1 protein-coding gene is annotated in these 1607 nt (G+C 72.3%); it reads right to left on the bottom strand.

Annotation, left to right across the window (positions count from 1 at the left end; genetic code table 11):
- Nucleotides 1–20 precede the first annotated feature (20 nt).
- Nucleotides 21–1523: an MFS transporter gene (locus tag ACFT55_RS20155; RefSeq protein WP_380245645.1), complete on the bottom strand. Its 1503-nt coding sequence runs from the start codon at nucleotides 1521–1523 to the stop codon at nucleotides 21–23.
- Between the last annotated feature and the right edge of the window lie 84 nt (nucleotides 1524–1607).

The following is a 1607-nucleotide window of genomic DNA, read 5'->3' as shown; positions in this document are numbered from 1 at the left end:
GGAACCGCGACGTCGGGCCGTCAGCGGGCCGGGACCAGCCCCGGCAGGGCGTCGAGGTCCAGGTCCGGGTTCTTCTCCTGCGTCCGCACGAGCTGCTTCGCCTCCGCCGTGGTGTCCACGGACGGCATCGAGCCCGGCAGCGGCTTGCCGGCGCTCTCCTTGACGAAGCCGACGGCGATCGCGCCGACGACGGCGAAGCCCACGAGGTAGTACGCCGGGGCCATGCTCGACCCGGTCGCCTGGGTCAGCGCCTCCACGATGAGCGGCGTCGTGCCGCCGAAGATCGCCAGCGCGACGTTGTAGGCGAGCCCCATCGAGCGGTAGCGCACGGCCGTCGGGAACATCGCGGGCAGGGTCGCCGCCTGGACGCCGACCATGCACGCCACCGGCACCGCCATCAGGGTCAGGCCCAGCAGCGTGGACCACACGTGCCCGACCGAGAGCAGCAGGAACGCCGGAACCGCGAGCACGGCGAGCGAGCCCGCGCCGAACCACAGCAGGGGACGGCGGCCGAGACGGTCGCTGACCGGGCCGGCGACGAGGATCATCACGGCCAGCATGACCAGCACGGGCACGGTCAGCAGGGTGCCGGACGTCGCGTCGTAGCCGAGCGTGTCGGTGAGGTAGGTCGGCATGTAGCTGGTCAGCGCGTACCCGGCCGTGTTGGCCACGGCCACCAGCACCATCGCGACGGCGAGCGGGCGCCACTGCGAGCGCAGCGTGACGTCCGTGGTGGCGGCAGGAGCCTCCACCCCCTGGTCCTTGGCGGCCTCGGCCGCGACCTGCTGGGCCTGGAACGCCGGCGACTCCTCGATCTTCAGGCGGAACCACACGGCGAACGCGCCGATCGGGCCCGCGACGAGGAACGGGATGCGCCACCCGCCGTCGATCATGGCCTGCTCACCGAGCGTCACCTGCAGGACCGTCACGACGACGGCGCCGAACGCGAAGCCGAGGTAGCTGCCGAAGTCGAGGAACGACGCCGCCCAGCCGCGACGGCGGTCGGGGGCGTGCTCGGCGACGAACGTCGTGACGCCGGCGTACTCGCCACCGGTGGAGAAGCCCTGCACCAGCTTCAGGAGCACGAGCAGCAGGGGCGCGGCGACACCGAGCACGCCGTAGGTCGGCAGCAGCCCGATGAGGAAGGTGGAGCTGGCCATCATCACCAGCGTGAAGGCGAGCACCTTCTGCCGGCCGACCCGGTCGCCGATGCGACCGCAGACGATGCCGCCCAGCGGGCGCGCGACGTAGGTGGCGGCGAACACGCCGAGGGAGAAGAGGATCTGCACGCCGGACGACGCCTGCGGCAGGAACACGGCACCCATCGTGACGGCGAGGTAGCCGTAGACGCCGACGTCGTACCACTCCATGAGGTTCCCGACGGCGGTGCCGCCGATGGTCTTCTTCAGCATGGAGTTGTCGACGACGGTGACGTCGGAGACGCGGAGCCTGCGCCGCGCGGCCGCCGTGGCGGCGTCGGCGGGGGTCGTGCCGGTGGGTTCCTGGGGGACTACGGCGGTCATGTTTCCTTCCGTGGCCGGCGCGGCGGCACGCGGTGTGACGCAGCGGCCCGGCCCGTGACAGGGAGCCGGCGTCCGCCACGAGGG

The organism is Isoptericola sp. NPDC057191 (assembly GCF_042670225.1).
GTDB lineage: Bacteria > Actinomycetota > Actinomycetes > Actinomycetales > Cellulomonadaceae > Isoptericola.
Note: the sequence above shows the minus strand (reverse complement) of the source record. Positions and strands in the feature narration are given on the sequence as shown.